This is a genomic window from Variovorax sp. J22P240 (assembly GCF_030316855.1).
In the GTDB taxonomy this organism is placed as follows: Bacteria; Pseudomonadota; Gammaproteobacteria; order Burkholderiales; family Burkholderiaceae_C; genus Variovorax.
Genome location: NZ_JASZYR010000014.1, coordinates 21,013 through 45,513, shown reverse-complemented (window position 1 = coordinate 45,513; position 24,501 = coordinate 21,013). Strand labels below are relative to the sequence as shown.

Below are 24,501 nucleotides of genomic sequence, written 5' to 3'. Positions count from 1 at the left end.
CGACGGTCGGCGTGCCCCACCGCGGCGCAATACTCGGGCGCCACATCACAAGAAAGGAAGTGACCGTGACCCTCGAAACAATTTCGGAGAAGGAAGCCCAGGAGATTGCAGTCGATGCCTACATCTACTGTTACCCCCTCGTGACGATGGACCTCACGCGATTGCAATCGACCAACATCGAGCCCGGCAAGCAATTCGGCAAGGGTCCGATGAACATGTTTGTGAACATCCCGGCCTACCCGCCGGCAGACCTGAAAGTGGTCGTGCGGGTCAACTTCGACACGCTCTACTCCATTGCCTGGCTGGACCTTACCGAGGAGCCACAGGTCGTCTCCGCGCCGGACACCGCCGGGCGCTTCTATCTTCTGCCGATGCTGGACATGTGGTCCGACGTTTTCGCTTCGCCCGGCTGGCGAACGACCGGCACGCAAGCTGGCGATTTTCTGGTCACGCCGCCGGGTTGGACCGGTCGACTGCCCGATGGCCTGACGCACATCCCGGCGCCGACCCCCTATGTCTGGATCATCGGCCGCACCAGGACCGACGGGCCGGCGGACTATGAAGCAGTCAGGGCCATACAGGCGGGCTACCTGGTCACGCCGCTATCGAGCCGGGGCAAGCAAGCAGCGCCGACGGCGGTGAAGATCGACCCCGCCGTGGACATGAAGACACCGCCGAAGACACAGGTCGACACCATGCCGGCCGCCAAGTACTTCGGCTACGCGGGTGAACTGCTCAAGCTGCACCCGCCGCACCTGACCGACCAACCGATCGTCGCCCGGATGAAGCGGATCGGCCTCGAGCCCGGCAAGAGCTTCGACATCGACAAGCTCGATCCGGTGGTGCAGAAAGCACTTGCCGGCGCGTCCGCGCGCGCACAGCAATTGATGGCCTGGAAGGTCGCGACCATCGCCCGGGTCGCCAACGGATGGTCGATGAACACCGACACCATGGGCGTCTACGGGAACTACTACCTGAAGCGCGCCATCGTCGCCCAGCTGGGCCTGGGCGCCAATCTACCCGAGGACGCCATCTATCCGCTCAACCTGGCAGACGATACCGGCAAACCGCTGGTCGGCACCAACAAGTACGCGGTTCACTTCGACAATGGCGCTACGCCGCCCGTCAACGCCTTCTGGTCCATCACGCTCTACGATGAGGAAGGCTTCCAGGTGGCCAATGCGCTGGATCGCTTCGCGCTCAGCAGCTGGATGCCCTTCAAGCCCAACGCGGATGGGTCGCTCGACCTGTATTTCCAGAACGACAGCCCGGGCAAGGACAAGGAAGCCAACTGGCTCCCCGCGCCGAAAGGAGCCTTCAACCTGACCATGCGCCTGTATTCGCCGAAGGGGGATGCCTTGACGGGAAAATGGGATCCGCCGGCAGTCAAGAAGCTGCAGTAGTGCGTCCGCGCCGGCGGACGGGTCACTTTCTTGCAAACATCGGTTGCTCGTAGTGCCCCACGCGGATGGCGCGGCCCGCGATGCACAGCTCACGGAACTGGTAGAGAAAGGCCGCGGTCGGCGCAGCGATCCACGTGTCCCCCACGGGCATTCGCAAGACGGGGTGCACGCTGTCCTCGATCGCATCGAGCAGCGGCGCATCCGGTCGCATGAACTCGCTCACAGGGATGCGGTGGATGCTTGCGACCTCGGCGTCGTTGATCACGAGGCTTTTCGCTATCCCCGCCCACATGACGACAGGCGTGATGACAAATCCTGATCGCGTGGTGAAGTCGTCCAGCTTACCGAGCACTTGTGCCATGCCCAGTTCCAGTCCGACCTCCTCGCGAAGTTCGCGCAGCGCAGCCACTTCGGCGGATTCTCCGGGGTCGATCGTCCCTCCGGGAAGTGCCCACTGACCCGCGTGCGCGCGAAGCGTCGCGGACCGGCGCGTCAGGAGGATCGCCGGACTGTCGCTCCAGACCGGTGGAGGGTCGATGCCCGGAAGATTGGCGCCCAGCCCCTCTTCGAGAACCACGAGGGCGACTGCAGCGGGCCGCAACGCTTGCGAGTCCATCGCGAGACGCTCCTGGCGTTCGAGGCCCGCGCAGATACGTCGTCTCAGGTCCTCGTCCAATGGCATCTGGTGGCTGGGTCACGACCCTGAAGTGAATTCGGAACCGCCGCGGTCCGAGACGATGATCTTAGCGGCCGTCCGATCGCGGCGGTCGCTCACCTCAGCGGAGCACGACAACGCCATCGGCGGCGCGCACGCCGGCGCCTTGGGGCAGCACGAAGACAGGATTGATCTCGGCCTCGACCAGCCGGTCGCCCAGTTGCGCGGCCATGCGCGAGAAGGCGACGATGGCATCGACCAGCGCCTCCACGTCGGCCTTGGGCCGCCCTCGAAAGCCGTCGAGCAGCGGCCAGGTCTTGAGCTCACGCGCCATGGCCCAGGCCTCGTCCCTGCCGAGGCCGCCTGCTGCCGGCAGCAGGCGGATCGTCGTGTCCTTGAACAGTTCGGCGGTGACGCCACCCATGCCGAGCAGGATGGCCGTACCGAGCGCATCGCGGTGCATGCCGAGGATCAGCTCGGTTCCGCCGCTCACCATCTCCTGCACCAGAAAGCGCCCGGGGCGCACACCGGTATTCCGCTCCACCTCGGTCGTCATCGCGCCGAGCCGAGCCGCGACCTGTTCAGGCGAGACATTCACGGCCACGCCGCCGACGTCGCTCTTGTGCGTGATCTCGCTGGACAGGATCTTCAGGACGACCTGTCCCCCCAACTCGCGCGCTGCGCGCTCCGCCTGCTCGCCACTCTGGACGACCCACTCGCGTGCGCAGGGCACGCCGAACCGCGCGAACAGCTGCTTGGCCTGCGCCTCGTCCAGCGAGCCCGTGGGCAAGTCGTGCATCGGCACTCGAGCAGCGCTACCGGCTTCCCCTGCCGGCGGTTGCCACTGGCCCGCCTGCAGCATGCCCACGAGCGCCGCCGTGCAACTCTCCGCGGCAACGAACGCGGGCACGCCGCGTTGCGTGAGCAGGGCGGCGGCCTCGGGTGCATGCGGGCTGACATAGGCCAGCACCGGCTTGTCGGACAGCGCCAGGCAGTCCGCGATCGCGCCGGCCATCAGCTCGGGCCTGCCGACGCCCGACGAGCCGACGATGACGGCCAAGGCGTCGTAGCTGGGACTGGCCAGCAGGGCCTGGATCGCACCGCGCAGCAGATCCGGTTGCAGGCCGGCCAGCGTGACGTCGATCGGATTGCGGTCCAGTGCCGCGTGGTCGCCGGTCTGCAGGGCGCGCAGGGCCGCTGCCGTCTGGTCATCCGGCGCGGGGGTCTCGAAGCCGCAAACACCCAGGCTGTCCGACACGAGCGTGCCGGCGCCGCCGGTGGACGTCAGGATGGCAACCCGTTTGCCGCGCAGGACGCGCCCTGTCGCGAGGGCGGCCGGGACGTCGAGCAGATCGCCGAAGGTCTGTGCCCGGATCACGCCGGTCTGCCGAAACAAGGCGTCGTACATGCGGTCAGCGCCGGCCAGCGCACCCGTGTGCGACACCGCCGCCTTGGCTCCCGCCTCGGAGCGCCCGATCTTGAAGGCGACGATGGGCTTGCCGGCACGCGCGGCCCTGAGCGCGGCAGCGCGGAATTTCTCCGGGTGCCGGATCGCTTCGATGTACAGCGCGATGACTCGCGTTGCCGGATCGTCGACCAGCGCGTCGACGAAATCGGCCAGTTCGAGGTCGACTTCGTTGCTGGTCGACACCAGCTTCGACAGGCCGATGCCACGCGCGGCGGCACGTGACAGGAGCGCTCCGAGGATGCCGCCACTCTGCGACACCACGCCGATGGCACCTGCGTGGAAATGATCCATCTCCAGCGCGCCGCTGGCCGAGAGCACGATGTTGTCGGTCAGATTCACCAGCCCAATGGTGTTGGGGCCCAGGATGCGCATGTTTCCGGCCGCTTCCAGCAATTGCTGCTGGCGCCGGGCGCCTTCCTCGCCGGTTTCGGTGTAGCCGCTCGCCAGCACGATGGCCGCGGAAGCGCCGCGCGCGGCAAGCTCTTGAACGGCGATGTGCGCCCGCTCCGCTCCCAGCAGGACGATGCCCACATCGGGGACCTCCGGCAGCGAGGCCACACTGCGGTAGCAGGGCAGCTCGCCGATGCGATCGAGCTTCGGATTCACGGGGTAGATCGCGCCGGCGAAGCCATGCTTCAGCAGGTACGACACGGGCCGGCCGGCGGTCTTGGCCGGGTCGCCCGAAGCGCCGATCACGGCGACGTTTCGGGGCTGGAGCAATCGGGAGAGGGCTTCCATGTCCATCATTCCTTGGTGTCGACGTTGCTCTTGGCCAGGAAGGCCTGGACCGACTCGCGGTGTTCGGAGCTCGTGTAGCAGATGCCCTGCGCCTGACTGCCCTGCGCGAAGACCTGCTGGGCCGGCAGCTCGAAGGTCTGGTTCAGGATCGTCTTGGAGAGCGCAAGCGCTGTCGCGGAGCCCTTGCTCAATTCGCAAGCCCAGTCCTGGGCTTCGGCCACGAGCCGGTCCGCCGTGGTCTTGCGGTCCACGATGCCCAAGGCGAGCGCCTCGTCCGCATCCACCTTGCGCCCGGTGAAGATCAGCTCCTTGGCTTTCGGCAAGCCGACCCGGCGCGGGAGAAAGTACATGCCGCCGCCGTCAGGGATGATGCCCCGGTGGATGTAGGACCAGCTGAAGCTGGCCCACTCGCTGGCGATGATGAAGTCGCATGCGAGGGCGGTGTCCGCGCCAAGGCCGGAGGCGGCGCCGTTCACGGCTGCGATCACCGGCTTGGGCATCGTGTGCAGGAGCGCCTGCGTGTGGTGCACACGTTGCTGCCGGTGCCAGCCATTGAATGCGATCTCGCCCGCCGGCGCGTTCATGCGTCGCTCCATGCCCGCGATGTCGCCACCGGCGCAGAAGCCTTTGCCGGCACCGGTGAGCACCAGGGCTCGAATGCCCTTGTCGCCGGCAACGCGTTCCAGGGCATGGATGAACTCGGTGCGCAACTCATCGCTCATCGCGTTGCGCTTCTCGGGGCGGTTGAAGGTGATCGTGGCGATGCCGTGTTCGACCTGCAGTTGGATCAGTGCGTAGTCCATGGGATTCATCCTTCTTCGGTCTCAGTCGACCTTGACGTTGTTTTCCTTGACGATCCGCGACCAGCGGGCGGTCTCGGAGGCGACGAACTCACCGAGTTCGGCCGGGGTGCCGGCACTGACGGTGAGTCCTTCCGGTTCGAGCAACTTGCGAAACTCGGCACTCTCGGACGCCTTCTTCGCCGCTGCGTTCAGCTTGCCGATCACCTCGGACGGCGTAGCCGCCGGGACGAACAGGCCATACCAGCTCTCCACGGCGTAGCCGGGAACGGTCTCCGCGATGGCGGGCACATCCTTCAGGGCCGGCGCGCGGCGTGGCGTCGTGACCCCCATGGCGCGCAGCTTGCCGCCGGCGACCTGGGACGAGGCTGCCGCCGCCGTGGCGAACATCATGTCGACCTGGCCGCCGAGCAGATCGGTCAGGGCCGGGCCGGCGCCCTTGTAGGGGATGTGCGTCATCTGCACCTTGGCCAGGTTCGTGAACATCTCACCCGCAAGATGCGCCGAAGTCCCGTTGCCCTGAGAGGCATAGGTGAGCTTGCCCGGGTTGGACCGCGCGGCGGCCACCACGTCGGCCACCGACTTGTAGGGGCTGTCTGCACGCACGACGAGGACGTTCGGGCCACGCGCCAGCAGGACGACCGGTGCAAATCCCTTCTGCGTGTCGTACGGGAGCTTGGCCATCAGGCTGGGGTTGACCGCATGCGCGAAGGTCGACACCAGCACCGAGTAGCCGTCAGGGGAACTCTTGGCCACGGCATCGCTGCCGATGATGGTGCCTGCACCAGGCTTGTTGTCGATGACGACCGGCTGGCCCAGGGCGTGAGACATGCCCACGCCCAGCGCACGCGCAATGGCATCGGTCCCGCCGCCCGGGGCGAAGGGAACGACCAGTTTCAGGGGCTTGTCCGGAAACCCGGCGAAGGCCGCGGAGGCTGCCAGCGCGGTTGCGGCCAGACAGCCAGCCAGGCGCTGCAAAAAGGAACGGAAGGTAAGGGTCATGGGTTGTCTCCTGCCACGGGGGCAAAGCTCTCTGCCAGTTGGCGCTTCCGGTCGAAGCCGCCATGAGAGGTAGCTTAGAAAGCCTGGCTCCGTTTGACACCCCTCCGATTCCATGCAGTGGAATCCACTACACTGGCTTGGTCGTGTCGTGCGGCTTGGATGGGGGCCTTCTGAATCTCATGAATTCGTCAAGACTCGCGCAGTCTCTCGGGGTGGAAAAGCCCGGTGTCTCCCCCGCAAACAGGTCTCTGGAGCGGGGCATCGAGATCTTGCGATCGTTCCGTCCGGGCTCGGAACTGCTGGGCAACGCCGAGATTGCGGAGCGAACAGGCCTTTCCCGTTCGACGGTGAGCCGCCTGACGCAGACGCTGGTGGGGTCGGGGTACCTGCAGGTGGAGCCACGCACCCGGGCGTATAGCCTGGCTCCAGCGGTCCTGAGCCTGGCGCACGCCATGCGCTCGGGTTCCACCGCGCTCGCGATCGCGGCACCGCACATGCGCGACGCTGCCCAGGCGCACCGGATCAACGTGGGCCTGGCCGCTCCCGATCGGGACGAAATGGTCTACCTGGAATCGATCCGGTACAACCGGCGGCCCTCTCTGCGCAGGGTCGTTTCGGGCCAGCGTGTGCCGATGGAGCTGACTTCCCTCGGTCGCGCTTACCTGGCCATCGCGCCGGAAGGCCAGCGCAAGGCCTTGCTCGCGCACTTTCGCCGGACCCGACGTTCGCAATGGGCGGGGCTCGAACCGGCGCTCACGGCCGCGATCCGCGACGTCGAGGAGAAGGGTTTCTGTGCGGCCGCGTGGCAGCCTGAAGTCGTCGCGGTAGCGGCACCACTGGTGTTCAAGGGTTCGCCATACGCCTTGAATGTGAGCCTGTCGACGGCTGAACCATGGGCGGCGGTGGTGCGCGAACTCGCTCCAACGCTGCTCGCCTTGAGAGCGCGCATCCAGCACGGTTTCGATGCGGCGACGGATGCGTGAAGGCTTGGGCGTTTGCCATTCATCCTGCCGGACGGTCTTGACCCCTCATTCGACCGTTGCGCCCGACCGCTTCACCACGTCAGCCCACTTGACGCGCTCGGACTGGATGTACTTCGTCAGTTCCTGAGGTGTGGATCCGATGGGCCTGACACCGTCCGTCGCGAAGCGCTCGCGAAGATCCTTCGATTGAAGCGCGGCCACGGAGCCGTCATGCAGGCGCTTGACGACGTCGGAAGGCGTGGAGCGAGGAGCGAGCAGGGCATACCAGACCCCGGACTCATAGCCTGGTACGCCCGCCTCGGAGATCGTCGGAACGTCCGGCAGCGCCGGCGAGCGCTGGCTGGACGACACCGCGAGAACCCGGATCTTGCCCGCCTTGATCTGCTCCTTGCCGGTTCCGTAGCTTACGAACATCGCCTGCACGTTGTCCGCGAGAAGGGCGGTCAGCGCCACGCCGCCGCCTTTGTAGGGGACGTGCATGAGATCGATGCCCGCCATCGACTTGAGCAGTTCCATCGACAGATGCAGGCCGCTGCCGTTGCCCGTCGATGCATAGGACATGGCGCCGGGCTTCGACTTGGCGAGCTTGATGAACTCGGCCAGGTTCTTCACCGGCACCGACGCGTTGACCGCGAGGAAGTACGGTGCCGAACCCAGCAGCGTGATCGGCACGAAATCATTGATCGCGTCATAGCGCAGCTTGGGATAGAGGGCCTGGTTGATCGCCAGCTGCGAGGTGAGGGCGAGCACGACCGAATAGCCGTCGGCGGGCGACTGAGCCACGTACTCCATGCCGATGTTGCCGCCCGCGCCGCCTCGGTTGTCGATGAAGAACGAGGCGCCCAGCTGCTTGCCCAACTCCTGGGAAAGGGGGCGGCCTACCACGTCGCCGCCGCCGCCGGGCGAGTAGGGAACGACGATGCGCACCGGCTTGTCCGGGTAGGGCGCGGCCATGGTCGACACGGAAAGGGTCAGGACTGCCAGCAGCGAGAGAAGTCTTTTCATGAGGTTGTCTCCGGGTTCGAAGGAATGGTTGAGAAAGAGGCCGTCGAGCGGCTCGCGATCGCCGTGACGGCGGCGTCCAGTTGCGTCTCGGCCAGCGACAGGTGGGCCCGGCGGGATTGCGTCCAGGCTAGATCGGCAGCGATCGCCTCCCGTTGTCGGGCAAGCATCCGGCCCACTTCGGCGATCTGGGGGCCACCCGCGCCCTTGCGGCCGAACACCATGTATTCGGGGCTCGATACTTCGGCGAACGCTTTCGCGTCCAGCGGGAAGGCGTGCGACGCCATGGCTTCGTAGATGCGTGCGGCCTCGCGGTAGGGAATCTCGCGCAGGCTGAGCCTGCGCGAGCGGCCGAAGTCCGTCAGTGCCGACGCGAAGTGATGGCCGATGCGGAAGGGGACGTCCGCGCGCTGCAGCAGGGCATCGGCGATCTCGGTCGCGGTCGAATAGTCGCTGTGGACTTCGGCCAGGGCGCGTTCCCTGTCGACGACAACCCCGCCGAGGACCTTGCGCAGGAGTTCGAACACCGCGAGGGCGCGGGCGCTCGGCACCGGGTCGTAGGAGCGGTAGTCGAACATCCCGGTGCGCACGTTGTGCGCTATGAGGGACACGGCCTGCATCTCGCCGAGGAGCATGCTGCTCTGCACGCGCAGTTGTTCCAGGGCCGCCGGATTGCGCTTCTGCGGCATGATGCTGCTGACCCCCACGAGTTCGCCCCGCTGAAGGGTCATCCATGGCGCCGGCGTCGCATATTGCGCATGGAGATCCTGGGCGAACTGTCCGATCTGGACCGCCGCGATGCCGAGTGCCGCTGCCACTTCCAGGCTGGTGTCGACCGGCGCGAGATGGTTGGCGTCGTAGGCGTTCTCGACCAGGCCCTCGAATCCCAGCAACGAAGCCAGGCGGTGGCGATCGAGCGCGAAGCTCGACGTCGTCAGCGCCGCCGAGCCCAGTGGTCCCTGGTTGACATGCCCGTACGCGGCCCGCAGTCGGGACGCACTGCGAGCCAGCGCGCCGCCCACGCCAAGCAGGTAGTGGGCCAGCGTCGTCGGCTGAGCCTGCACGCCATGCGTGTAGGCCGGGACGATGGTTTCTTTGTGTGCTTCCGCCAAGCCGAGCAACGCTTGGCGGGCCAGGATCAGCGCATTGCATTCGTCCAGCACCCCTGCGCGGAGGTTCATGCGCGCGATGGTCGCCGAGATGTCCTGCCGGCTGCGTCCGCAATGCAGTCGCGATGCATCGGCGCCCACGGCGGCAAGCAGCTTCGGCTCGTAGTCGAGGTAGTCGGCGGACCATGGGCGGTGGCTGCCTTGCTCGGACTGGATCACCGCGAGGATGCCGGTCGCGATGCGTGCGGCCACGTCCGCGGACACGATGTGCGCTTCGGCCAACGCGACGATCGAGGCCTTGTTGATCAGGTCGAGGTATTCGAGAGCGCGTCCACCACCGCGGAAGCTCGCGTTGACGTCGTGGGAATCGGCTGCTTGCATGTTGCTGGTGTCCGCATGGCTTGGATGGGCCGATTCTTGACCTCGCAGACCATTGTGTGAAATGAATATTCAGGTCGCTATCATTGCCGTGAAGGAATAGTTGAGGAAAGCAATGCCCATCACCTTCCAGCAACTCCAGTGCATGCGCCAGGTGGTCGACAGCGGCTTCAGCGTGTCGCGCGCGGCCGATTCGCTGCATACGACCCAGCCCGGCGTGAGCAAGATGATTCGTGCGCTGGAAAAGGAGATCGGCGTCGAGCTTTTCGTGCGATCCGGCAACCGCCTGACGGCACTGACCGAGCCGGGCAAGGAAGCGCTCGCGCTGTGCGCCCGGGTCCTGCAGGACGCCCAGGCCCTCCAACGCCTCAAGCAGGACCTGCCTGCCGATAGCGAAGGCACGCTGCGTGTGGGCACGACGCACATCCACGCGCGCTATTCGTTGATCGAGGTGACCCGGCAATTCCTTTCCGTCTATCCGCAGGTGAAGCTCGAGTTCACCGTGGGCCCGCCCTCCCAGATCCTGGCGGGCGTGACGGCGGGAACCATCGATATCGGCCTTTGCACCCTCCCGGATCCGATGCCCAAGGGCGTCGTCTCGGTGAAGGCCTACGACATCGACCGGTGCCTGATCGTGCCCCCACGGCATCCCCTGTTGAAGATGGGGAGGCTGACGATGGAGCAGATTGCGCGGTGGCCACTCATCACCTACGACAACAGCTACACATCCGGGTCCGTGGTCCAGGGCGAGTTCCGAAGGCACGGCATCACGCCATGGGTGGTGATGCGAGCCATGGACGCCAGCATCATCAAGGCCTACGTCGCTGCCGGCGTAGGCGTCGCGGTGCTTCAGAAGATGGCGTTCAACGCGGCGCTGGACAGGGATCTGCGCTCGATACCGGTCGATCATCTGTTCCCATCGTCAAGCGCGATGATCAGCTTGCGAAGGGACCATCTGTTGAAGAAGTTCGCCTTCGACTTCATCCGGATGGTCGCGCCCGAATGGTCGCGCGAGGCGATCGAGGCCCAGGTTCACTGACATCCGATTGCCGGCTGAGACTGTCGTTGAGCCTACCAAGCCCGAAGCGCGGGTGACCGCGAAGGTCGCCAACCGGGTGCCGCCAAGCAACAAAGCGCAGGTTGCACTCCTTCGCTACGATGGCGGGACTTCGTTCGTCATGCACCCCGCGACCCGAGTGCCCGCCTCGCATTGCCCAATCCCATGACCACACCCAGGTCGCCACGGCGCCGACGCACAACCAAGTTGCTGCTGTGGGCGATCGGGCTGCTGCTCGCCGCGGCCTCCGGGGTTGTGCTCTTCCTGCAGACCCTCGACGCCGAGGTCTACAAACGAGCCTTTGAGCGAAAGCTTTCATCCGTTCTGGATCGGCAGGTGTCGATCGGCAGTCTGTCGTTCGACCTTGCCGTACGACCGACCTTGTCCGTGCGCGATCTGCGCATCGCCAACCCTGCCTGGGCATCGCGACCGGACTTCGTGACCGCTGCGAGCGGTGAGGCACGCCTCGATCTCATCGCCCTGTGGAATGGTCAGGTCGAAATGCGCGCCGTGCAGCTGGAGGGTGTCGACCTGCTGCTCGAGCGCAATGCGGAGGGCCAAGGCAATTGGTCGTTCGGCACTCCCGATCGGGGCACCCAGCGTGCGCCATTGCCTGATTTCGGCACCATGTCGCTGACTGACGTACACATTGGCTGGCGGCAAGGCGGCGGCTCCGTCGAGCAGGTTCGCATCGACACCGCCGAGGCCACGATCAGCGACGGCGTGCCGTTTCGGGTTCAAGCGCTCGCCGACTATCGAGAATCTCCGATGCACCTCACGGTTGAGGCCAACGCTTCACTGCAGGCAGCGCTCAACGGCGAGCCCTGGCGTCTGTCCGTCGGCCTGCGACCGAAGGGCGCGTCCCTCACGCTTGACGTGCGGTTGGAATCGATCGCGTCGCTCGAGGGCGCTGCGCTCGGAGTTGAGATGACGGGCGAGCATCTCGACGCGTGGTCCGGCGTCCTGGGGCGGACATTGCCGGGATGGGGCCCCTATCGTCTGTCGGCGCAGGCACGCTACGGACGAGGCAGCCTGCAGGTCGAAGACTTGAGTCTGTCACTCGATGGACTGCCGATGCAGCCGTCGCGCCTCGAGATCGGGTCGGGCAAGGCGGTGCTTGGCGCGAGCGTCGACACGCGACTGGCGGTCGAGGGCAAGATCGGTGAAGCGGCGTTCTCGCTCCAGGCGAGCACCGCGCCATGGCCTGAGTTGCAAAAGATCGATGGCGCTGCGCCTCTCACCCTGCGCGCCGAGCTTGCGGGCTTCACGCTGACCGCCAAGGGGAGCATCACGCCCGCGGCCGAAGCCACCGACTTCGACTTGGCGTTGACCGCCCGTGGCGACGCGCTGGCGCCGCTGCGCGAGCTTGCGGGCTTGCGCCGAAGCCAACCCTTGCCGGTGGATCTTGCGGCTCAGGTGACGCATTCCAGAGAAGGCTATTCGGCCAGGAACATCCGTGGCCTGGTACTCGCCTCGTCCGTGTCAGGAGATCTCAAGTACGCAACTGCGCCGCGTGCACTGCTCAGCGGCGCGCTGAACCTCGGCCGGTTGGACTTGAATCAGCCCGATGTCGAAGCTCTCGAACAGGCCGCGCCTGAGTCACGACCACGGGACGTCTCCGGTGCGGGCGCGCCGGCGTGGCTCCAGCGCATCGAGGCGGATCTGTCCCTGCGGATCGCAGCCCTCACCGGCCTGCCGGTCCCGGCCAGGAATCTGACCGGGCGGGTGCACTGGCGCGACAACGTGGTCGGGCTCCAAGGGCTTGCCGCCACGCTGGCCGGCACGGTCGTCACGGGAGACGGCACGCTGCGCTGGAGCGATGGCCGGCCGCAGATCGATGGCAATGCGAGCATCGCGGTGCTCGATTTCGCCAAACTCGGCGGTAGCGTGGCCAAACAAGGACCGCGCAGCGCATTCGACGATCCACTGCCGCTGGCGCCGCTGCGTGCGTTCGATGCCAGGCTGCGGTTCGACGTTGCCCGCATTGCGGGCGCACCGGTGCCGATCGGCAAGCTTGCTGCGCTCGCGCAACTGCGGGGCGGAAAGCTCGTCATCGACCTGACATCTACCACGGTCGCCAACGCTCCGGTGCAGGGCCATGTCACGCTCGATGCGAGCGGGCGGGCATGGCGCGTCGATGCCAACGCGAGGGCCGACCGCATCGACGTGGCGGCGCTGATGCGCTCGCCGAACCGGCCGGGCACGACGAGCGGCGTGATTCAGGGATTGCAAGTCCTGTTTGGCTCGCAGGGCAAGAGCGTGCGCGATCTCATGAAGCAGGCGAAGCTTTCCGTTCGCAGCGCTCCCTTCGCACTTGCGGTGGGTCGCGACCGTTCACCGGTCCGAGTGGAGCAGGCGAACATTGAGGTTGAACCGGGCGGCCCGGTGCGCACGAGCGTGGTTGGCCATGCCCTCGGCGCGCCGATGGATTTGACGGTGGTCGCCGGGCCGCTGGCCGAACTGCTGAATCCCGAGACCGCGTGGCCGAAGATAGAAGCGAATCTGCGCACGGCACTGGATGGAGAAACACTCCAGGTCTTGGCGACCAGCGGGCCGCTGCAGCGGGTGGTCGGCCTGCGTGACGTGCCGCTGGCGTTGCAGGCAACGCTGCCTGGCGCGCGCGCCACCCTGACGGGCAACGTGAGCAACCTCGCGGCGCCCACGGGCGCGCGGCTCGCCGCCCGGATCGAGATCGACAGCCTGGCGCAGACGGCGAAGATGTTCACCGCTTCGCGCCTGCCTGCCCTTCCGTTCACCGCCGCGGGACAGGTCACGCTGGGAGACGGGGAGGTGGCCGTCGACGATCTCAGCGCACAGGCCGGCAAGTCGGATGCGGCCGGGCGGCTGCGAATTCGGTGGCGTGACCGGCCGAATCTGTCGGCGGATCTCACGTCCAAACTGATCGATACCACACAGTGGGCGGAACCCACGGCCAATGAGACACCGGTGCTGGATCGGCCCATCCGCATGCCGTCCCTGCTCTCACGCGACGCGCAGCTGCGGCTGCGAGCAGAGCGCTTCCTTTTGCATCGATACGACCTGGCGAAGCTTCAACTCGATGGCACGCTCGCGAACGGACTGATCGAGGTTTCGACCACAGCGGCCGAAGGCGAGTTGCGCGGAGACCTGCGCCTCGATCTGCGCCAGGACGTGCCTGGAGTGGCGTTGCGTCTGTCGCTCAAGGAAGTCGATGCAGAGGCGCTGTATACGGCACGAGCGGCGCGGTCGAGCGGGGCCGCCACGCCGTTGCTGTCGATGAGCGGGCAGTTCGCTGGCGCCGGTACCACGCCGCGCAACATGCTCGGGGCCGGGCGCGGTGAATTCCTGATCACGGCCGGCGCGGGCACATTGCCCATCAATTCGGGTTACGGCTTCGAGCGGATTGCCGGCAACCTCCTGCTGGCGCTGGTGCCCGGCCGCAGGGCGGTGGACAACACCCAACTCGAATGTGCGGCTGCGCGCTTCACCGTCGCCGACGGTGTGGCCACCTCGAGCGACGGCATCGCGCTGCGCCTGACGCATCTGGATATCCTGGGCGGTGGCGCGGTGAACCTGAGAACGGGCGAGATCCTGTTCGGGTACCGGGCGGTGCGACGCGAGCTCTTCAGCTTCAGCTTGCTGGGCCTGACGAGTGGAGTCGCGAGAGTCACCGGAACGGTCAGCGACCCGACTTTCGAATTGGACCCCAGCGGCATGTTGCTCGTGGGTACCGCGGCCTGGGCCACCGCCGGGGCGTCGCTGCTGGCGGGCGACTTGTGGCGCAAGCTCGAGTCGACGGCCAACCCCTGCGCCCGCATCGCTGCCGGCGCCCAACTTTCGAGTGACCCACTCGACGTGCTGATGCGATCCTCGCGATCGGTCAAGCCCTGAGTCTGCGGGTTCGGCGATCCGCTGTTGGGGTCATTCGGCCGCAACGTCGAGTTCGGACACGACTTCAACGGCATCATCTGCAACGCGCGGGACCTCGACGCGCCGAACCCGGGCGTTGACCCGGTCATCGCGCGCTATGCACATCCCAGCAGCTCGGCTGGCGGCGCGCTCGAATCCTCGCTGGTCTGATCAGCGCAACGCCGCGGCTTCGACGAGGCAGCTTGTGAATGTGTCGATCGCCTTCGATGCTGGTGCACCTGACAGCGTGAAGGACCGATACCGGCATCACCAGCCCCGGCGTGTCGACGTCGAGCGTGCGGACCTGGCCCGCCATCGCCAGCCGACGGGCCAGATGTTGCGGCAGCACAGCCAGCGCAGCCCCGTGCGCCAGCAACTCGAGGATCAGGTCGAGCGACAGCGTCTCTGCCAGCACCCGAGGGGGTGCGGACCCGTTGCGCCGAAAGAGTGCTTCGATCGCAGCGCGCACGCGCGTGGCCCGAGGCGGAAGCACCCCGGCTTCTGCGACCATGCCGTGCCACGCCGGCTTGCGCTTCGCGGCCAACGGGTGGCGCGTGCCGCAGACGATGACCGGCGCATCGATGTAGAGCGGCGTGCAGTCGAGATCGGCGGGCACCACGGCATCTCCGGCGGCGCCCACCACCAGGTCCAGTCTGCCGGTGCGCAGTTGGCGCAGCAGGTGCTCGCGCGTGCCCTCGCTCACGGTCACCGTCAACTCCGGCAGCCGTTCGCGGCCCTGAAGAATGGCTGCATTGAGCAGGTATCCGGTCCCGGCCCCGGCGGTGGCTCCGACGGCCACCGCCGCGGCGATTCCCTGCTCGATGCCCGTCAGCTCGTCCACCGCGCGGACGATCTCGTTGGTCATCAGGTGCGCATATCACGGCGGACGTCCATTTCGACAATGTGCATGTCCCCGCTGCGGGTGTTTGTTTCAACGACATGAACGCTGAGGTGCGAAAACGCACATTCAGCAGGCTCCTTGTGGGCGCAAACTTCATCCCACACCAACCCGTCATAGATCCTGAAAGGAATTCGACAATGAACACCGCTTCCAAGCTCCTCTCCGGTTTTGCGCTCGCGATCCTCGCCGCCGCCGGCGTCCAAGCAGAAACCTATGACGGCGTCACCAAGGTCACATCGACCCAGAGCCGTGCCGCAGTTCGCGCTGAAGGCGTCGTGGCCGCACACAGCGGCGACCGGTTCAGCGATGCGGCCGGGCAAGGCGTCGTGAAGATGGCCAGTTCGGTTGACCGCGCTTCGGTTCGCTCGCAAGGCTTCGCCGCCGCTCACGGCGCGAACCCGTACGCGGAAGGCTACGGCCAGGGGGTGGCGCGCGTTGAATCAAGCGTCGATCGAGCCAGCGTGCGCCTCCAGGCCCGCGCCGCCGCGCGCGGCGATCGCCTGCCGATCTGAAGCGCGGCGCTTTAGAGAAAGCCGGGCTAGCCCTGGGCTGGCCCGGCCCATCAGAAGCGCTCGATCGTGAGACTGTCGAGAATTACGTGGTCCTGATGCCATCGCCGCCCAGGCGAAAGTTCAGCAAGGAATAGACCGGTCTGGGCCATGGCCTCGAAGAAGGCCAGCTTCCCGGGCGCGCGGCAGTGCCTTCAGTGGGAGTTCGGCCCGCAGAGCGCGATCCCCGTGTAGTACACGCGACCCTCGCATTCCAGGAGATAGAGCCCGTAGGGCGTGGACGGACTCAGGTCGGGAGCGAGGCACGCGTTGATTGTGTCGCGTCAATTTGCGGACGGCGCAAGGCAAGCGAATCTCGGCACACCGGGATAGCGAAGCCTTCGGGCCACGGCGGCCAAGCCCGCACCACTGCCGGCGACCGCGAAGCCACTGCTGCTTCCCGACTGGGCGTGCACCTCCAGACGATCGCCCGGATTGAATCCGGCGAACCCGGCGTCGCAACCGGGCACGCGCCGGGCCTCTGCGCCCGCTCAATAGGGGGATGACGTCAACGCGCCGGAGATTGCGTCGACGAAGTAGCTTGGCAAGCCCGTCCAGTCGGACAGGTTGAAGATCGTCTCGGAGTCCGCGAGCTTCTTGATCTCGATGTTTGTCAGGGTCAACGGCGCTCCGGACGCGCAAACAGTGGGTGAAATCAGCGGGCGCACGAAATACACCGCGCTCTCCGTCGTCGTGGACGGGTTCGTCACTCGTCTCGCAGTGAAGCCGTGCGGCCCCTTGTTGCCCTGGACCAGCAAGGCAGTCTCGACATCCACGCCGATGCCGCGGGCGGCCGTGGAGCTGGTGCCCGAAGCGAGAATGCCACCCGGGCAGCCAGTATTCGAGTTGACGGCCACGAGCCGTGCCACGAAGGTGATCAAGCGCCCCATTCGATCACGGCTGTCAAGGTGAGCATCGAGGATCGTCGAGGCCAGGGCCGGCGGCGCGAGAAACCCACCCGTCGGACTCAGCGGACTCGGGTCCAGCGTCATGTATTTGTTGAACGGGTCAGCCAATGCCTGCGTGGTGGTGACGCTTCCTCGAAGAGCGGCAAAATCGACCTGGCCCAACACGGCCAATCCGGCACTTGTGCCACCGACCGGCACATTGGCCGCCATCAAGCCCTGAAGGGTTTGATCCAGCCTCGTGCCTTTCCAGAAGTTGATGTAGTCGCTCTGATCACCGCCCGCAATGAACACCGCATTCGCCTTGCTCACGACCGAATTCACGAATGCATCATTTGCTGCCGCGACACTGGGTATGACGAGCGTTTCGACCGAACTCAGACCGAGCGATGCGCCGCCGACCCACTGTTCCGCGACGCTCGTCGAGGTCGTCAGCGCTGCATCGCTGTAGTAGATGTAGGGATCGTAGGCCTCCGTGCCCGTCGCCCGGAGCACCACGAAACGTCCCCCCGTTCCAGGCTTGATGCCCGCTCTCGCGATCATCCAGCGGAACGCCTCGTCGACGTCCGGGCCACCGCCCATCAAGACCACGGAGGACGTCGACGATGGTTTCAACGCCGCGACCTGCGCGTCAGCGTCCCCCGTGACGAAATAGCTGTAGGGCTTGCCTGCACTGGCGGTGCCCAGGAGCACCCCTAGCACCGCCCCGACTCCCCAGCGTGCAAGCCCTTGCCGCGAGATCCAAGTCGTCATCAGACGCGGGCGAAGAAGGGAACTGAATGTCATCATCACCGGCCCCCTGAAGCGACACTGAACAAGTGGGGCATTCTGCGTGAAATTCGCCCCAGCCGATACGGGGCGACGCGGGGAGATCAAGCAGGAGCGGGCGTGGATCGTGTACGACGGATCGCAAAGCGCGAGATCGACGCAGGCGAGATCGAAGGCATCTGCCAGACCCGGTCCCGCTGCTGAGGCGACTTCAGACTCGCCTGCTTTCGCCCGCATCGCCAAGCGTTACCGCGCAGACATCCTCTTCGTCCATGCTGTGGCCGTCAACCATCAATCGTTCGATCGCGGGTCGTTCGAGCGCAGCCTCCACCGCAGCTTTTGCGAGCAGGAGGACACGATCATGTGACACTCGCATGCCAGCGGACAGTTGATTGACTTTGTCAGAGTAGCCAATCAGTCGAGCGGCTGTTTCGGGGCGCCCTTCGTGCGCCGCGAACAATGCAAACACGTCTGCGAATACGCTCAAGTAGTCCCATTCTCGGCTGCGAGACGCCTCGAAGAATTCGACCAAGGCAAGCCGAGCCTCCGCGACTCTCCCCTGGACAAGCAACCCGGCGGCGAGTCCGCCCGTCATCGAAATGATGAATGGACCCGGACTCAAACGGTTGCCGGCAAGCGCCTCGCGGGCGAACCTGACCGCCTCTTCGGCATCACCCAGCGCGAGCGTCGTGTCGGTCAGGAACATCATGCACACGGCGACCCACCGCTTCAGTCCACGCGCGGTTGCACAGGAGAGTGCGGTCTCGATCAACGAACGCGACTCCAGGTGGCGGCCCTCCCGTCCGAAGAGAGACAACTGCGCAAACATGCGCACTTGGAGCTGGTTGAAAGGCCAATCCGAATGCTCCAGGCGCTTCATTTCAACCAGCATCGCCCGAGACTCGTCGACGGGAGCGCCTGCACTCATCACGGCATAGCCGAGCGCTGTATAGAGACCGCTTTCATCGCCGGCTTTCCGATGGAGTTCCGTCGCCTTGACAGCGAAGTCGTACACCAACGGAGATCTGTAGTTGAAAACGAACAGACATCGCCGCTGCCAGTAGCGCGCCGCAGTGGCGGGCGGGATCGCAGACGTGACCGCGGGTTCGAACATGGCGAATCGCCGACGTGCCTCGTAACGCAGCGACAGGTGCAGGAACAGCTCGCTGGAAGCGCCGATCAGCGCCACCCCCAGGGGCGGATCGTTCTCGGCACACCAGTCCAGCGTCAGGCGCAGGTTGTCAAGCTCGGGCTTGAACTGTGCGAGGCGATACCTGCTGCTGCCCCAGGGGCCTTCGTACGACTGTTCGAACAGAAGGAGCAAGGCTCTGGCCTGCCGTTCGTGGGTCAGGTTCCGCTCGCGCGCCTCGTCCAGCTTGAGTAGCGCATATTCCCTCGCGCTTTCCAGAAGGCGGTAGCGCGGAGCGTCTTGTCCGTCCGTCATGACGAATGATCGATCCGTCAACTCCTGCAGCACGTCGAGGACAGCCCACTCATCGTGTGGGTCATCGCCTGCAACCGCGACCGCGAGGTCGAGCGAGAAGCCGCCCGAGAAAACACCCAGCCTGCGGAACACCGCCTGCTCCTGCGCTGAGAGCAGGCCGTGGCTCCATTCCATCGCGGAAAGCAGCGTTTGCTGGCGCACGGGCGCGGTGCGAGGTCCGCCTCCCAGAACCTTGAATCGTTCCGCCAGCCGCGCATGAAGGCCGGGCAGGCCCAGGAGTGGCAGCCTTGCCGCAGCGAGCTTGATGGCGAGTGCGTTGCCCTCCAGCCGGCAGCACAGCGCGATGACCGAGCCCACGTTGGAATCGTTCAGCGAGAAGGAACGATCCGCGGCTTTCGCCTGATCCACGAACAACGCGACCGCGCCGTAGCCAAGCGCCATGTCGGCACTGATCTCGGTTGCAGGCACCGCCAGGGCGCCCAGACGAAAGAGTCGTTCTCCTTCAACCTTGAGCGCAGCCTGGCTCGTGACCAGCATGCGCACGTCATCGCAGCCCGTCAGGATGGCTTGCGCCATGCGCGCCACTTGCTCCGCGACATGCTCTGCGTTGTCGAGGATGAGCAGCAGGCGAAGCGGCCTCAGGGCGGTCACGAATGACGCCAGTGGCTTGCCCGTCCCGCCCAATGACATGTGCAGGGCCTGGGCGACTGTGCTGCAGATGAGCCGGGGATCGGAAACGGCCGCGAGATCGACCCAGACGACGCGGCCGTGTTGCCGGCCCTTTCGGCCATGCGCGAGCGACAGTGCGAAGGCAGTCTTGCCGATCCCGCCCGCGCCGGTCACCGTGATCAGGCGGTGTTGCGACATCAGCGACTCCAACGCCGCAACATCTTCCCCACGGCCGAGGAAGCTGGGTGGTGGGGCCGGCAGTGCCACAGGGTCTGGATGCCGCGACGGAGTGGGCGCGGTGGCTTTGACCAGGATGTAGCCGCGACGAGGAATCGTCTTGATCACGCTCCGGCCGGCTTCGGCGAAGGCATGACGCACGTCGACGATGGCCTGGATCACCGAATCGTCCGTGACGACGGCACCGGGCCACACCGCGCCGAGCAATTCCTCCTTGGTGACCAGACGACCCGCGTTCAGCGCCAGGTAGCGAAGAACCCGAAAGGCCTGCGGCCGCAACTCGACCGCCACGCCCCCACAGTCAAAAAGCGCCTCGCGGCCAAAGTCGATCACGAAACCGCCGACCTCGAGCCTGGGTGGCGTCACAAGCGGCATTTCGTTGGACCGGTCCATGCGCCTCCCTTCGGCGCGCCCCCCGGCGGCGGCCGTCCCACAGTCCTCCAACTGGCGACATTCGTTTGTTTTCGTGAATTCTCGGCGCTCGGTCGTTACTTCGGAACCAAGTTCGAGGACAGTTTCAATTGCGTATCGATTGATGCAAATCAGGGGGCCGCTCGATCGACGGAGGACGTATGAACTCTGTTATGGAAGCACCGAGCCTGCGACGCCTGGCGTGGTCGCTGCTCATGGCCTTGTTGATGGCATCCTGCGGCGGCGGCGGGTCATCCGACGGCATGTCGACAGGGTTCGCATCGGAAGCGCAGACGCAGGCGCAAGCGGCAGCCGCAGCACCCGCCATCAGCGCGGAGGCCAAGGACGCCGCCGCCAAAGTGGCAGCCGGGGGCGGCGAGCCAGCAAAGGCGGTCGCCGCCGCGCTCGCTTCCTTTCAGGCATTCAGGGCGGACCGCATTCAGCAGGTCATCGTTTTCGGAGACAGCCTGAGCGATGTCGGCACCTACAAGGTCGGCTCCATTGCGCAAGCCGGTGGCGGCAAGTTCACGACCAACCCAGGCCCCATCTGGCCCGAGACTGTCGGCGTGCTGCTCGGTACTTCGGTCAGGCCGTTTCGCCAGGGCTTCGGCGGACAGTCGCAAATCTCCATACCTCTCGGGACCGGCTTCGCGATGGGGGGAGCTCGTGTATCGCAGCAACCAGGCATCGGTTGCAATCCGGATCCGGTCGGTGCGTGCAGGGCCGCGCTGACCTTTCCCGTGGCGCAGCAGATCGGCGACTATCTCGACACCCATGGCCAGCGCTTCGACCGCACCCAGATGGTGTTCGTCTTCGCAGGTTCGAACGATCTGTTTTTCCAGCTCGACAGGTACGCCCACGGACTGCAGACGGCCGCAGAGACCCAGGCTGCCGTCGTCCAGGCGGCGGTCGATCTCGTCGGACAATTGCGCCGCATCGTCGATCACGGTGCGACCCGCGTCGCGGTCCTCACGGTGCCGGATCTCGCGGACACGATCGCAGGCCGCACGCTCCCACTAGCGATTGCTGCGAACCTGTCGGCGTGGGTCACGGACTTCAACCTCACGCTGACCGCCGGCATCGGCGGAGGCGTCAAGGTGATCGACACCTACGCTGAGTTCAAGCAGGTGGTCGCGGACCCGCGCAGGTTCGGCGTCTCCACCTTGAGCCTCCCGGCGTGCGACCTTGAGGCCATTGCCGAGGGCTCGGGACAGCCGCTGGAAGATGCGTCGAGCCTGTTCTGCTCGCCCTTGACGCTGGCGGAGCTGAATGCCCCGTTCCAGTATTTCTATGCCGACACCGAGCATCCGACCACGCTCGGGCATCTGATCATCGCGCGCTTCGTGCTGACCGAGATGTATCGACAGGGACTGATCTGACCCCCCGGGCTTCCGCGGCCCGCCCTGTGAGGAGTGCCCCATGAACTCACCGCTTTCATCGCCGACAAGGCGCTATCTGTTGCAACGTTCGGCGGGCGTCGTGGCGGCTAACGGCCTGCTTTGCGCCCTCGGTGCATTGGCCAGTCGCCATGCGGTGGCTGCCGTCGGCAAGCAGACCGTGTCGGCGCGATCGCCGTATGGCCCGATCGCCCCGGTGCGCGATGGCAGCACGGGCCTGCCGCTGCTCGCGCTGCCCGAAGGATTCGAATACAGGTCGTACGGCTGGAGCGGTGACACGATGACCGACGGTCGCCCTACGCCCGACAGCCACGACGGCATGGGCGTCCTCAGGGTGACGCGAGGCGATTCGGATTCATTGGGCCTGCGCGAACACGACAGGCCGGATGGGTCGGTGTCGTTGGTCGTGCGCAACCACGAACGCGGCCTGGTCGCGACCACGGCGGACGTGGTCCAGGCGCCATCGATGTACTCCACATCCCCGGTCGACGGCATCATCACCATCTTCTACGGCACCCTGCCGATTCGCATCGGTGCGGGTCCGACTTTCGTCGGGGACACGACGCTCCCCGATCCGCCGCGGTTCGTCGGCTATGCGGGCGGCGGCACGACCAACCTCCTCTTTCTCGGCAACAGAGGCGTCCTGTCGACCTCGTCGCTGGGCGGCACGCTGGGCAACTGCGCCGGGGGCGCCACGACCTGGGGCAGCTGGCTCACGTGCGAGGAGACGATCGTCGACTTCTCCTTGATCAACGGCAAGAAGCACGGCTATGTGTTCGAGGCGGCGGCCATCCCCGCGAGATCCATCGCGACGCCGATCGTTGGCATGGGTCGCTTCGTTCACGAGGCGGTGGCCCTCGATCCGGCCACCGGCGATGTCTACGAGACCGAGGACAACCGCAACCTGTCGGTGCTCTACCGCTACAGGCCACGCAACACGGCCCGCCGTCTCGGGGCCCTGCAGCAGGGCGGCACCCTCCAGGCGGCGCGCATCGTCACCATCGTGCGGCAGGCTCGGTCAAGCACGCTGGCCGAGGCCAACAACGAAGCACTCCTCAACCCCGACATCGGCGATGAGTACGTCGTCGAGTGGGTCAACATCGCGGACCCCGACGCGAGCCCTGTGTTCGTTGCCGGCCAGCCGGGCCTCGAGACCTTGGGCCTGAGTGCCGGGCCGACCTATCAGGCGCTGTCGAACGGCTGCGCGCGGATGAGCCGTTGCGAAGGGATCGCGTACTCGGACGACCGGATGTTCATCGTGGACACCACGGCGGGCGTTGACGACCGCGAACGCAAGGGCCGCGGCGAGGGTGCGGTGTGGGAACTCCACCTTCGCACCATGCACCTTCGCGCGGTGTTCGTCAGCGGCAGCCAGACAGCGGGAAACAATCCCGACAACGCCACCGTCAGTCCGCGCGGCGGTCTCGTCTTGTGCGAGGACGGTGGTCTCGGCGACGGCGGCTCGCGGCTGCTGGGTCTCAACGAAGACGGCGAGGCCTACGTGTTTTGCCGCAACGAGGTAAATCTCAGCGCGAATGACGTTGCCACTGCCGGCAAGATCGTGGCTCCATTCGACTATCGGGGCATCGAGTTCGCCGGGGCGTGCTTCGACCGGCAGGGGTCGGTGCTGTTCGTCGGGATCCTCAGGCCGGGCATCACGTTCGCGATCAAGGGGCCATGGACGCTTGGCAATCTCTGATGCGGGAGCGCGAAGCTCGTCAAGCCGGAATCGACGAGTGGGGGAAGTTCGCCAACGTTCAGCGCGCAGCCTTGATCGGATAACGGACGTAGAACGACGCCAAGGCTGCCGCCATGCCGCCTGGGTTCTGCACATGCAGCAAGTGCGTCGTTCCGGGCAGCACGAACCCTTCGGCGTTCGGAAGCCAGTCGAGCAGAACTTGTTGGCGCTCGCCCCAGATCGGGGACACCTCGGTGCTCTTCTCGCCGATCACGGCGAGCACCGGTTGCGTGATGCGGCCCGCATCTTCGCGTGCGAGCCGCCACTGCTGAATGGCTGGCAGTTCCTGGCCGAAAAAGGTGTCGGCGTCCGTCACGCCGCGATCGAAAGCGCCCGGCAGCGCCTCGTCGAATGGCGCTCGGTACGCGGGGCCCGCGACGACACGCATGAATCCATCCACCGCGGCCGCCTTGTCGCCCTTGCGGTAGCTCTCGAGCACCGGCGCCATCGCCGCCTGCCGCGTTGAAAGCAGGCGCTCGGAACTGTCGCCGACAGGCAAGGCCGGCTCGAGCAATGCCAACGAGTGCACGCGCTGAGGCGCGTCAATCGCCAGCTGGAGCGCGATGTTGGCCCCTGACGAATGGCCGACGACATGGGCCCGCTCGATGCCCAGCTGGCGCATCAGCGTGTCGACTTGCGCCGCCTGCTGCGCGATGCTGACCGGTCCTGCGACGCGGCTGCTGCCCGCATAGCCCACGCGGTGCAGACTCAGCACGCGATAGCGGGCGGTGAGTGCAGGCTCATTCAGCAAGGGTTGGAACCACTGCGCGAACAGGCCGGCGTGGAGCAGAACCACCGGTTCCCCCGTGCCTTGCAACCGGTACTCCAATTCGATCGCCGGCTCGACGCGGGCCCGGTCCATTGCAGGTGCGGCTGGCGCGCCGGTGGCCGCCCCGGCGACCCCCAGGAGAAATGTTGCGAACAGGACGCTTTGGGCACGGAGCCGCTGCCGAATGCGATATGGCTTCATGTCGACCTCGATTCGGCACCATGCCGACGG

17 protein-coding genes and 1 pseudogene are annotated in these 24,501 nt (G+C 66.1%); 7 read left to right on the top strand and 11 right to left on the bottom strand.

Annotated features, from left to right (window positions below):
- Nucleotides 1-65: 65 nt before the first annotated feature.
- The gene (locus QTI24_RS25005) at nucleotides 66-1,403 is read left to right on the top strand and encodes a DUF1254 domain-containing protein (protein WP_286604075.1); all 1,338 of its coding nucleotides are present in this window, start codon (nucleotides 66-68) and stop codon (nucleotides 1,401-1,403) included.
- Nucleotides 1,404-1,425: 22 nt separating this feature from the next.
- Here QTI24_RS25005 and QTI24_RS25000 read toward each other — a convergent pair whose 3' ends face one another.
- The 4 genes from QTI24_RS25000 to QTI24_RS24985 all read right to left on the bottom strand — a co-directional run bounded on the left by QTI24_RS25000 (nucleotide 1,426) and on the right by QTI24_RS24985 (nucleotide 6,066).
- Nucleotides 1,426-2,019 carry an NUDIX hydrolase gene (locus tag QTI24_RS25000; RefSeq protein ID WP_286604074.1) on the bottom strand — a complete coding sequence of 198 codons (594 nt, stop codon included), beginning with the start codon at nucleotides 2,017-2,019 and terminating at the stop codon, nucleotides 1,426-1,428.
- Nucleotides 2,020-2,179: 160 nt separating this feature from the next.
- The gene (locus tag QTI24_RS24995) at nucleotides 2,180-4,264 is read right to left on the bottom strand and encodes an acetate--CoA ligase family protein (protein WP_286604073.1); all 2,085 of its coding nucleotides are present in this window, start codon (nucleotides 4,262-4,264) and stop codon (nucleotides 2,180-2,182) included.
- A 5-nt stretch (nucleotides 4,265-4,269) separates the two neighbouring features.
- On the bottom strand, nucleotides 4,270-5,067 hold the full coding sequence (locus tag QTI24_RS24990) for an enoyl-CoA hydratase/isomerase family protein (RefSeq protein ID WP_286604072.1): 798 nt from the start codon (nucleotides 5,065-5,067) through the stop codon (nucleotides 4,270-4,272).
- A 21-nt stretch (nucleotides 5,068-5,088) separates the two neighbouring features.
- Nucleotides 5,089-6,066 (bottom strand): tripartite tricarboxylate transporter substrate binding protein, encoded by a 978-nt coding sequence (locus tag QTI24_RS24985; RefSeq protein WP_286604071.1) that lies wholly within the window; start codon nucleotides 6,064-6,066, stop codon nucleotides 5,089-5,091.
- 179 nt (nucleotides 6,067-6,245) lie between these two features.
- Between QTI24_RS24985 and QTI24_RS24980 the strand changes: the two genes are divergently transcribed.
- A complete protein-coding gene (locus QTI24_RS24980; RefSeq protein WP_286604070.1) occupies nucleotides 6,246-7,049 on the top strand; it encodes an IclR family transcriptional regulator in 804 nt (267 codons plus the stop codon).
- 45 nt (nucleotides 7,050-7,094) lie between these two features.
- On the opposite strand, the gene QTI24_RS24975 is transcribed toward QTI24_RS24980, so the two are convergent.
- Together QTI24_RS24975 and QTI24_RS24970 are read right to left on the bottom strand one after the other, a co-directional pair.
- Nucleotides 7,095-8,054 (bottom strand): Bug family tripartite tricarboxylate transporter substrate binding protein, encoded by a 960-nt coding sequence (locus QTI24_RS24975; RefSeq protein ID WP_286604068.1) that lies wholly within the window; start codon nucleotides 8,052-8,054, stop codon nucleotides 7,095-7,097.
- The gene (locus QTI24_RS24970) at nucleotides 8,051-9,541 is read right to left on the bottom strand and encodes a lyase family protein (protein ID WP_286604067.1); all 1,491 of its coding nucleotides are present in this window, start codon (nucleotides 9,539-9,541) and stop codon (nucleotides 8,051-8,053) included. The genes QTI24_RS24975 and QTI24_RS24970 overlap by 4 nt, the downstream gene beginning before the upstream one ends.
- Nucleotides 9,542-9,653: 112 nt before the next feature.
- On the opposite strand from QTI24_RS24970, the gene QTI24_RS24965 reads away from it, so the two are divergent.
- Nucleotides 9,654-10,577 carry a LysR substrate-binding domain-containing protein gene (locus QTI24_RS24965; RefSeq protein ID WP_286604066.1) on the top strand — a complete coding sequence of 308 codons (924 nt, stop codon included), beginning with the start codon at nucleotides 9,654-9,656 and terminating at the stop codon, nucleotides 10,575-10,577.
- A gap of 183 nt (nucleotides 10,578-10,760) precedes the next feature.
- Nucleotides 10,761-14,465 (top strand): AsmA family protein, encoded by a 3,705-nt coding sequence (locus QTI24_RS24960; RefSeq protein WP_286604065.1) that lies wholly within the window; start codon nucleotides 10,761-10,763, stop codon nucleotides 14,463-14,465.
- A gap of 124 nt (nucleotides 14,466-14,589) precedes the next feature.
- Here QTI24_RS24960 and QTI24_RS24950 read toward each other — a convergent pair whose 3' ends face one another.
- The gene (locus QTI24_RS24950) at nucleotides 14,590-15,348 is read right to left on the bottom strand and encodes a LysR substrate-binding domain-containing protein (protein ID WP_286604064.1); all 759 of its coding nucleotides are present in this window, start codon (nucleotides 15,346-15,348) and stop codon (nucleotides 14,590-14,592) included.
- Nucleotides 15,349-15,521: 173 nt separating this feature from the next.
- Here QTI24_RS24950 and QTI24_RS24945 point away from each other — a divergent pair, with 173 nt between their 5' ends.
- Nucleotides 15,522-15,896, top strand: a complete 375-nt coding sequence (locus tag QTI24_RS24945) for a helicase SNF2 (protein ID WP_286604062.1) — start codon at nucleotides 15,522-15,524, stop codon at nucleotides 15,894-15,896.
- Between the two features lie 527 nt (nucleotides 15,897-16,423).
- Here QTI24_RS24945 and QTI24_RS24940 read toward each other — a convergent pair.
- From QTI24_RS24940 to QTI24_RS31530, 3 genes and pseudogenes are all read right to left on the bottom strand, one after another.
- Nucleotides 16,424-17,842, bottom strand: a complete 1,419-nt coding sequence (locus QTI24_RS24940) for a cyanophycinase (RefSeq protein ID WP_286604061.1) — start codon at nucleotides 17,840-17,842, stop codon at nucleotides 16,424-16,426.
- Complete coding sequence (locus tag QTI24_RS24935) at nucleotides 17,817-19,625, bottom strand: ATP-binding protein (protein WP_286604060.1); 1,809 nt, start codon at nucleotides 19,623-19,625, stop codon at nucleotides 17,817-17,819. Before QTI24_RS24935 ends, QTI24_RS24940 begins: the two co-directional genes overlap by 26 nt.
- A gap of 54 nt (nucleotides 19,626-19,679) precedes the next feature.
- Nucleotides 19,680-20,330: pseudogene (locus QTI24_RS31530) on the bottom strand (winged helix-turn-helix domain-containing protein); the annotation flags it as partial.
- A 197-nt stretch (nucleotides 20,331-20,527) separates the two neighbouring features.
- Here QTI24_RS31530 and QTI24_RS24925 point away from each other — a divergent pair.
- A complete protein-coding gene (locus QTI24_RS24925) occupies nucleotides 20,528-21,745 on the top strand; it encodes an SGNH/GDSL hydrolase family protein (RefSeq protein WP_286604058.1) in 1,218 nt (405 codons plus the stop codon).
- Between the two features lie 40 nt (nucleotides 21,746-21,785).
- Nucleotides 21,786-23,462, top strand: a complete 1,677-nt coding sequence (locus tag QTI24_RS24920) for an alkaline phosphatase PhoX (RefSeq protein ID WP_286604057.1) — start codon at nucleotides 21,786-21,788, stop codon at nucleotides 23,460-23,462.
- Between the two features lie 58 nt (nucleotides 23,463-23,520).
- On the opposite strand, the gene QTI24_RS24915 is transcribed toward QTI24_RS24920, so the two are convergent.
- A complete protein-coding gene (locus tag QTI24_RS24915) occupies nucleotides 23,521-24,471 on the bottom strand; it encodes an alpha/beta fold hydrolase (RefSeq protein ID WP_286604056.1) in 951 nt (316 codons plus the stop codon).
- Nucleotides 24,472-24,501 lie beyond the last annotated feature (30 nt).

Bases quoted from the DNA above. Each gene is read 5' to 3' on its own strand.
- QTI24_RS24935 (WP_286604060.1), bottom strand. From the start codon at position 19,625: ATGGCGCAAGCCATCCTGACGGGCTGCGATGACGTGCGCATGCTGGTC.
- QTI24_RS24970 (WP_286604067.1), bottom strand. From the start codon at position 9,541: ATGCAAGCAGCCGATTCCCACGACGTCAACGCGAGCTTCCGCGGTGGT.
- QTI24_RS24960 (WP_286604065.1), top strand. From the start codon at position 10,761: ATGACCACACCCAGGTCGCCACGGCGCCGACGCACAACCAAGTTGCTG.
- QTI24_RS24940 (WP_286604061.1), bottom strand. From the start codon at position 17,842: ATGCGGGCGAAAGCAGGCGAGTCTGAAGTCGCCTCAGCAGCGGGACCG.
- QTI24_RS24925 (WP_286604058.1), top strand. From the start codon at position 20,528: ATGAACTCTGTTATGGAAGCACCGAGCCTGCGACGCCTGGCGTGGTCG.
- QTI24_RS24995 (WP_286604073.1), bottom strand. From the start codon at position 4,264: ATGGAAGCCCTCTCCCGATTGCTCCAGCCCCGAAACGTCGCCGTGATC.
- QTI24_RS24950 (WP_286604064.1), bottom strand. From the start codon at position 15,348: ATGACCAACGAGATCGTCCGCGCGGTGGACGAGCTGACGGGCATCGAG.
- QTI24_RS24985 (WP_286604071.1), bottom strand. From the start codon at position 6,066: ATGACCCTTACCTTCCGTTCCTTTTTGCAGCGCCTGGCTGGCTGTCTG.
- QTI24_RS24915 (WP_286604056.1), bottom strand. From the start codon at position 24,471: ATGAAGCCATATCGCATTCGGCAGCGGCTCCGTGCCCAAAGCGTCCTG.
- QTI24_RS24975 (WP_286604068.1), bottom strand. From the start codon at position 8,054: ATGAAAAGACTTCTCTCGCTGCTGGCAGTCCTGACCCTTTCCGTGTCG.
- QTI24_RS24965 (WP_286604066.1), top strand. From the start codon at position 9,654: ATGCCCATCACCTTCCAGCAACTCCAGTGCATGCGCCAGGTGGTCGAC.
- QTI24_RS24920 (WP_286604057.1), top strand. From the start codon at position 21,786: ATGAACTCACCGCTTTCATCGCCGACAAGGCGCTATCTGTTGCAACGT.
- QTI24_RS24945 (WP_286604062.1), top strand. From the start codon at position 15,522: ATGAACACCGCTTCCAAGCTCCTCTCCGGTTTTGCGCTCGCGATCCTC.
- QTI24_RS25000 (WP_286604074.1), bottom strand. From the start codon at position 2,019: ATGGACTCGCAAGCGTTGCGGCCCGCTGCAGTCGCCCTCGTGGTTCTC.
- QTI24_RS24980 (WP_286604070.1), top strand. From the start codon at position 6,246: ATGAATTCGTCAAGACTCGCGCAGTCTCTCGGGGTGGAAAAGCCCGGT.
- QTI24_RS24990 (WP_286604072.1), bottom strand. From the start codon at position 5,067: ATGGACTACGCACTGATCCAACTGCAGGTCGAACACGGCATCGCCACG.